The sequence below is a fragment of the Micromonospora sp. NPDC005197 genome (genome assembly GCF_040608295.1).
Taxonomy (GTDB): domain Bacteria; phylum Actinomycetota; class Actinomycetes; order Mycobacteriales; family Micromonosporaceae; genus Micromonospora.
In genome coordinates this window covers 1-7,362 of the sequence record NZ_JBEXHY010000193.1, presented here as the reverse complement: position 1 = coordinate 7,362, position 7,362 = coordinate 1, and the positions used below count along the sequence as shown (strand labels likewise).

Annotated in this window: 8 protein-coding genes; 2 read left to right on the top strand and 6 right to left on the bottom strand. The window is 72.4% G+C overall.

All coding sequences use genetic code 11. From position 1 onward, the window contains the following. On the bottom strand, nucleotides 1–1,017 hold a 1,017-nt coding region (locus ABZU46_RS30205; RefSeq protein WP_354863083.1), incomplete at its 3' end, for a thiamine pyrophosphate-binding protein. After that, nucleotides 1,010–2,134 carry a Vms1/Ankzf1 family peptidyl-tRNA hydrolase gene (locus tag ABZU46_RS30200; RefSeq protein WP_354863081.1) on the bottom strand — a complete coding sequence of 375 codons (1,125 nt, stop codon included), beginning with the start codon at nucleotides 2,132–2,134 and terminating at the stop codon, nucleotides 1,010–1,012. The genes ABZU46_RS30200 and ABZU46_RS30205, both read right to left, overlap by 8 nt. 142 nt (nucleotides 2,135–2,276) lie before the next feature. Here ABZU46_RS30200 and ABZU46_RS30195 point away from each other — a divergent pair, with 142 nt between their 5' ends. After that, nucleotides 2,277–2,825, top strand: coding sequence for a hypothetical protein (locus ABZU46_RS30195; protein ID WP_354863085.1), 549 nt, complete (start codon nucleotides 2,277–2,279; stop codon nucleotides 2,823–2,825). A gap of 40 nt (nucleotides 2,826–2,865) precedes the next feature. On the opposite strand, the gene ABZU46_RS30190 is transcribed toward ABZU46_RS30195, so the two are convergent. After that, entirely contained in the window at nucleotides 2,866–3,204 is a 339-nt protein-coding gene (locus tag ABZU46_RS30190) for a DUF3817 domain-containing protein (RefSeq protein WP_354863080.1), read from the bottom strand. 185 nt (nucleotides 3,205–3,389) lie between these two features. Here ABZU46_RS30190 and ABZU46_RS30185 point away from each other — a divergent pair, with 185 nt between their 5' ends. Then, nucleotides 3,390–4,868, top strand: coding sequence for a glutamate--cysteine ligase (locus ABZU46_RS30185; protein WP_354863078.1), 1,479 nt, complete (start codon nucleotides 3,390–3,392; stop codon nucleotides 4,866–4,868). 13 nt (nucleotides 4,869–4,881) lie between these two features. On the opposite strand, the gene ABZU46_RS30180 is transcribed toward ABZU46_RS30185, so the two are convergent. The 3 genes from ABZU46_RS30180 to ABZU46_RS30170 all read right to left on the bottom strand — a co-directional run. Then, nucleotides 4,882–5,268 (bottom strand): DUF2267 domain-containing protein, encoded by a 387-nt coding sequence (locus ABZU46_RS30180; RefSeq protein ID WP_354863076.1) that lies wholly within the window; start codon nucleotides 5,266–5,268, stop codon nucleotides 4,882–4,884. A 329-nt stretch (nucleotides 5,269–5,597) separates the two neighbouring features. Then, the gene (locus tag ABZU46_RS30175; protein ID WP_354863074.1) at nucleotides 5,598–6,770 is read right to left on the bottom strand and encodes a zinc-dependent alcohol dehydrogenase; all 1,173 of its coding nucleotides are present in this window, start codon (nucleotides 6,768–6,770) and stop codon (nucleotides 5,598–5,600) included. Nucleotides 6,771–6,800: 30 nt separating this feature from the next. Further along, nucleotides 6,801–7,362: SRPBCC family protein (locus ABZU46_RS30170; protein WP_354863072.1), on the bottom strand; the 562-nt coding region annotated here is incomplete at its 5' end.

Genomic DNA, 7,362 nt, shown 5'->3' with positions numbered 1-7,362 from the left:
CTGGTGCGGCCGCGACGGCACCCGCGCCAGCAGCGCGCGCAGCGTCTCGGCCGCGTCCCCGACCAGGGGCACGTCGGCCGGGTACCGGCTGCCGATGCGGGTGCCGTCGATGTCGATCTGCACGGTGCGGGCCTGGTCGGGCATCGGGTAGTAGTCGGTCCACGGGTCGTTGGTGCCGACCAGCAGGAGCGTGTCGCAGCCGCCCATCAGCTCGGCGGCGGCCGGCGTGCCGACCTCGCCGAGCACGCCGGCGTGGAAGGGCAGCCGCTCGTCGAGGACCGGCTTGCCCAGCAGCGAGGTGGCCACCCCGGCGCCGAGCCGGTCGGCCAGCTCGATGATCTCGTCGGCGGCGCCCCGGCCCCCCTGGCCCACCAGGATCGCGGTGCGCTGGCCGTTGCCGAGGATCTGCGCGGCGGCGTCGAGGTCCACCTCGTACGGCAGCACCCGGGCCAGCGGCTCACCGGGAGTCGCCGTGATCACGCCGACCGCGTGCGCGCCCAGGTCGGGCACCACGGCCTCCTGCAGGTGCCGAGGCAGCACCACACAGGTCGGGCTGCGGGTCGCCGCCGCGGTGCGGAACGCCTGGTCCAGCAGCGCCGGTACGCTCTCCGGGCTGCGGCCGTACTGGACGAACTGGTTGCACACGTCGCCGAAGAGCCGGCTCAAACCGATCTGCTGGTGCGCGCCGCCCAGGGGCCCGGTGACGTCCTCGCCGACGATCGCGACGACCGGTTTGCTGTCCAGCTTCGCGTCGTAGAGGCCGTTGAGCAGTTGCACCGCGCTGGGCCCCTGGGTGGCCAGGCAGACCCCGATGCCGCCGGTGAACTTGGCGTGCCCGGTGGCCATGAACGAGGCGGTCTCCTCGTGCCGGGCCGGGACGAACGCCGGATCACCCCCGGAGCGGTCCAGCGCCTCGACCAGCGGGGCGATCGCCGCACCGGGGTAGCCGAAGGCGCGCGGGACCCGCCAGGCCCGCAGCCGGTCCACCACCAGGTCCGCGACACGGCGCTCAGCCATTGCCGCGCCCCGGGGTGCCTTCGTCGACGTAGCGCAGCACCGCGCCGACGCCGTCGGTGAGCTCGGGCGCCTCGTCCGCGCCGAGCACGGTCAACGCCGCGTCGGTGCCGACCAGCGCGCGGACCAGCGCCGCGTCGGCGCGTACCCGCTGGGGGTCGTCCACCGACATCGCGCTGAGCTGGCCGGGGTCGACGGCGATCTCGGTCGGCTCCGGGCCGATCCACAGCTCACCGTTGGCCGACGGGTCGTCCACGATCAGCATGGTGTCGACCTGGTTGCGTTGCAGGGCCGAGACGACCGCGTCGAGACCGGCGCCCACGTCCTCCTGCACGCCGAAACGGTCCAGCGCGGCGGTGATCCGCTGGTCGGCGACCTCCGCGATGGTCTGCACGGTGAGGTCGTCGAGCATGGTCTGGTCGGCGCCGCCGGCCCGGGACCCGGCGTCGGTACGGACCACCAGGTCCTGCCAGCGCTCCGGCATCTGGGCGGCGATCATGCCGGTGGCCCGGACGTCGCCGGCCACCACCACCACGTCCGCGCCGACCCTGTCGGCCAGCTGCACGGTCGCGGCTGTCACGTCGCCGGCGTTCTGGTGCCACGCCTCCATGGCGGCGCGCTGATAGCGCGACTGGGACCAGCCGCCGGGCTGCACGCGACGCAGCGGGAAGCTGTCCCGGCCGGCGACGTGCGCCCGTCGGGGCACCCCGCCCGCGCTGACCGCCATCGCGTCGCCGCCGGTGCGGTCGGCGACCACCCGGACCCAGGCCACCTGTTCGCCGCGCTGGGCGAGCAGCGGCATCACGTGCGGCAGTGGCCCGAAACTGGCCAGGTCGCGCAGCGGCGGCGCGGACAGGTACTCGGAGAGCACCACCCGGCCGTGGCTGGCGAAGACGGCCAGGCCGTAGTCACCGACCATCGGGTCGTGACCCCGGATCACCCGGTCCAGCGCGGCGATGCTCGCCTCGTCCGCGCCCTGGTCGGCCAGGCTGCGTTCCAGGGCACGCCAGCGCAGGTCCAGCGCCGGTTTGGCGTCCTCCGTGTCGGCGGAGGCGTCCAGGTACACCGAGCACCACGGCCCGGGTCGGTCGTAGAGCGGGCGCAGGAAGGACAGCTGCATGCTCGACCCCTTTCCAGCTCGGCCCCCCGCTTACCCTGCTCGCCCGGGATGTCACCTCGTGGCCGTGAGCCCGTGACCAGGTTTCATTCACGGCGTTCAACCGGGGACATCGATACGATCAGTGAACACAAGCGGACTCTCGGTGGTGGGGATGGACAGCGGACTCGATACCCGACGGATCGTGCACCCGACGGAGCGGATCGTCACCGGGCGGCTGGTCCGCCTGCTCGACGGCTACACCCGCGAGATACGCGTCGGCCAACCGGTGCTGGTCGCGGTGCTCGCCGCGGCGGCGTTCGCCCGGTTGCCGGCCCTGCTGCTGCGCGCGCTCTTCTCGTTCGGCGGCGGCGGCACCCGGCGGCGCTGGAAGGAGCTGAAGCAGGGCCCGGAGTACCTGGTCACCCCGGTGCGCCTGCGCAACACCGCCGGTCAGCTCTGCGAGGTGGAGCTGCACGGGCACCTGCCGCAGAGCGCGTTGCACCCGGCCGACCAGGTGCAGCTCACGCTGCGCCCGCAGCGTGACCCGGAGTTGCCGCCGCGCATCGAGCGGATCGTCAACCTCACCACCGGGCAGCTGCTCACCCCGCGTACCGCGACGCTCTGGTCGCATCTCGGCCCGCCACTGCTGTTGCAGGCGGCGCTGGGCGCGCTGTTGCTCGCCGGCGTGGTGGCCTGCTCCGCAGTGACCTGACCTGACCCGGCGGCGGCCCGCGCAGCGGCCGGGCCGCGCGTCAGCCGACGGGTGCGGGCTCGCGGGTCGGGCGGCGGTCGACGCCGAGGATTCCCCTGCGACGGGCCCAGCGCTCGAAGATCAGGGTGGCGAACGGCGGCACGGCACAGGCCAGCGCCACCACGGTCACCGGCAGGCTCCACCGGCGCAGTCGGGCCACCGCGAGCACCAGCAGCCCGTACGCGATGAACAGGCCGCCGTGGATCGGGCCGAAGATCTTGACGCCCAGCTCGTTGCCGGGCGGACCGTACTTGACGGCCATTCCGGCCAGCAGGGCCAGCCAGGAGCACGCCTCGGCGATCGCCGCCGCGACGAACAGCCGGGTCACCTTCTCGCGCATCCGGACGCCACCACCTCTCGGGCGGCAATGCTAACGGTGCCGGCCGTTCGCGCCCTCGTCGGCCACGCAGCGTGCGACAGGGGTCACGGAGCCCGCGACTGGGTAGGAAAGAACCCTCGGGTCTTCCCCCGCCCGCCGGCCACGTGCGAGGTTTGGGGGGGACCAGCGGTGACAGGGTGGTGACCATGGGCGAGGATGTCGGCGTACGGACCTTCAGTCGGGAGGACCGGGCCCGGTACCGCGAGAAGGTGCGCAACTGCCTGGACGTCTTCGCCGAGATGTTGCGCGAGTCGCGGTTCGACATCGACCGGCCGATGACCGGGCTGGAGATCGAGCTGAACCTCGTCGACGAGGCGTCGAACCCGGCGATGCGCAACGCCGACGTGTTGGCGGCCATCGAGGATCCGAGCTTCCAGACGGAGCTGGGCCAGTTCAACATCGAGATCAACGTGCCGCCGCGGCGGCTGACCGGCACCGGCACCGCCGACTTCGAGGAGCACGTGCGGGCCAGCCTCAACGCCGCCGAGGAGAAGGCGCGGGCGATCGGCGCGCACATGGTCATGATCGGCATCCTGCCGACGTTGCGCCCCGAGCACCTGACCGCCGAGACGCTCTCGGCGAACCCGCGCTACAAGCTGCTCAACGAGCAGATCTTCGCCGCCCGGGGTGAGGACCTGCCGATCGCCATCAGCGGGGTGGAGCGCCTGGCGGTCACCGCCGACACGATCACCCCGGAGGCGGCCTGCACGAGCACCCAGTTCCACCTCCAGGTCAGCCCGGCGCAGTTCGCCGACTACTGGAACGCCGCCCAGGTGGTCGCCGGCATCCAGGTGGCGTTGGGCGCGAACGCGCCGCTGTTCTTCGGCCGGGAGCTGTGGCGCGAGACCCGCATCCCGCTGTTCCAGCAGGCCACCGACACCCGGCCAGAAGAGATCAAAGCCCAGGGGGTACGCCCCAGAGTCTGGTTCGGCGAGCGGTGGATCACCAGCGTGTTCGACCTGTTCGAGGAGAACGTCCGCTACTTCCCGGCGCTGCTGCCGGTGTGCGACCCGCAGGACCCGGCGCAGACCCTCGCGGCCGGCGAGGTGCCCAACCTGGCCGAGCTCCGGCTGCACAACGGCACGATCTACCGTTGGAACCGCCCGGTGTACGACGTGTCGCGCGGCCGGCCGCACCTGCGCGTCGAGAACCGGGTGCTGCCGGCCGGGCCGACCGTGCTGGACACCATCGCCAACGGGGCCTTCTACTTCGGACTGGTCCGCGCCCTGGCCGAGTCGGATCGCCCACTGTGGTCACAGATGTCGTTCAGCGCCGCCGAGGAGAACTTCACCAGTTGCGCCCGGCACGGCATCGACGCGCAGGTCTTCTGGCCCGGCCTCGGTTACCTGCCGGTCACCGAGCTGGTGCTGCGCCGGCTGCTGCCGATGGCGCACCACGGCCTGGACCGGTGGGGCCTCGATCCGACCGAGCGCGACCGGCTGCTGGGCATCATCGAGCAGCGCTGCCTGACCAGCCGCAACGGCGCGACCTGGCAGGTGGAAACGCTGCACCGGTTGGAGTCCGCCGATCACCTGGACCGGCCGGAGGCGCTGCGCGAGGTGGTCCGGCACTACGTGACGCTGATGCACAGCAACCGGCCGGTGCACGAGTGGCCGATCCCCTGATGTGCGGCGGCGGTCAACCGCGCGGTGTCGGCACGCCGAACAGGTCGATGATGCCGCCCGGCAGTTGGGCGAGCAGGTCCTGTCGCTCGTCGTCGTTGAGGGCCTCGGCGACGGTACGCAGCACCGCCTGGGCGTGTTGACGCACCTGGTCCGCGTTCGCGACCTGCTCCCGGTCGCCGACGTGCTTGAGGAACTCACCGATGTCCCACCGGCGGCCCTGCGGATTACGGGTGACCGACGCGTCCAGCCGATCCGGTAGCTGTGCCGCCAGGTGGTCGGCCTCCTGGCCGGCGAGCCGTTCGCCGAGCACCGACAGGACGGCCTGTACGGACCGCACGGCCTCGTTCTCCCCGAGGCCCGCACGCTGGCGCACCGTGGCGATCATCTGGTCGTACTCCATGACCCGCTCCTTCCGTCTGCTCGGCCGGCCGTGCGGCCCGCCGGGCGAACGGGGCGGTTTCCCCGGCTCGCCGGGCACAAACGGGGTGGCACGGCGTCCGGTGGTGCGGTGTTCGGGCAGCGGTGGACCGGCACGGGTCCCCCGTCCCGGAATCAATTCCCGGCGAGCGCTGCGGGCGGCGGATCGTCGCGCAGCCGGCTGTAAAGATGTCCGTCGCGCCATCCGACGCCCCTCCCCCGCCACTCGGGGAGCAGCACGATCCCGATCTTCGAGTACGACGCCGCCCCCGAATACCGCCCGGAGGGCCGCGCGCGGCGGCCGGTCGACGCTCAGGCCTTGAGGAGCACCTTCGTGCAGTCGTCCTGCTTCTTCTGGAAGATCTTGTAGCCCTTCGCGGCGTCGCGTAGCGGCAGCCGGTGGCTGACGACGAAGCTCGGGTCGATCTCGCCGAGCTGGATGCGTTCCAGCAGTGGCCGGGTGTAGCGCTGCACGTGACACTGGCCGGTCCGCATGATCAGCGACCGGTTCATGAACGCGCCCATCGGGAACTTGTCGACGAAGCCCCCGTACGCGCCGATGACCGACACCACCCCGCCGGAGCGGCAGGCCAGGATCGCCTCGCGCAGCGCGAAGGGCCGTTCCGTCTCGGTCCGCGTGGCCTGTTTGGCCCGGTCGTACGCGTACAGGGCCGCGTTGCCGTGGTGGCCCTCCAGGCCGACCGCGTCGATGCACGCGTCCGGCCCCCGGCCGGCGGTCATCTCGTCGAGGGTGTCCAGCACGTCGGCCTCGGCATAGTTGATCGTCTCGGCGCCGACGTGCTCCTCGGCGAGCCGCAGCCGGTACGGGAACCGGTCGATGACGATCACGCGCTCCGCGCCGAGCAGCCGGGCGCTGGCGGCGGCGAGCAGCCCGACCGGTCCCGCGCCCCAGACCGCGATGACCTGCCCCGGTTTGATGTCGCACATCTCGGCGCCCATGTAGCCGGTCGGGAAGGCGTCGGCGAGCATGACCGCCTGGTCGTCGGGGATGTAGTCGGGCACCTTGAGCGGGCCGACGTCGGCGAACGGCACCCGGGCGTACTCGGCCTGACCGCCCGCGTACCCGCCGAGGAGGTGGGAGTAGCCGAAGATGCCGGCCGGCGAGTGGCCCACGACCTTCTCGGCGATCCCGGCGTTGGGGTTGGAGTTCTCGCACACCGAGTACAGGCCCCGCTGGCACGACGAGCAGTGCCCGCAGGCGATCGGGAAGGGCACCACCACCCGGTCGCCGGGCTTGAGGTTGCGCACCTGCGGGCCCACCTCCACCACCTCGCCCATGAACTCGTGGCCGAGGATGTCTCCCTTGCGCATGGCCGGGATGTAGCCGTGGTAGAGGTGCAGGTCGGAGCCGCAGATCGCGGTGGTGCTGATCTTCACGATCGCGTCGCGGGCATTCATGATCGTCGGGTCGGGCACGTCGATCACCTTGACGGTGTCGGTGCCCATCCAGGCGGTGGCCTTCATCTCCGCGGTCCCTTTCGACGGCGTGGGTGGTCAGCGACGGGCCGCCGGCAGCGGCTGCGCGGGCCGCTGCATGGCCTGCTGGCGTACGGAGATGCCGTTCGGGCTGCCCTCGGAGCGGACCACCTCGCCGGCCTCCAGCACCTGCTTGAACCGGCGCAGGTCGTCGCGGACCTGCTGCTCGGGCTCCGCACCGAAGAGCTTGGCCACCGACCGGCCCAGCGCGCCGGCCGGGGGCGCGTAGCGCAGTTGCACCCGTACCTCGGTGCCCCGGTCGCCCGGGGCGGGCGCGAACCGGACCCGCCCGGCGTTGGCCACCCGGGTGCCCGGCAGCGAGCGCCAGGTGATGGCCCTGTTCGGCTGGTCGTCGATGATCTCGGCGTCCCACTCGACGTGGCGACCGGCCGGGCCGCGCGCGACCCAGTGGGAGCGGCGCAGGTCGTCGGCGCGTACCGACTCCAGGTGCGCCATGAACTTCGGCAGGTTCTCCATGTCGCGCCAGAACCGGTACGCCTCCGCGGGCGACCGGTTCACGGTCACCGCGATCTCCATCCGGATCACCCGGGCGCGGGCCCGTCGCGCGCGGCCGGCGCCG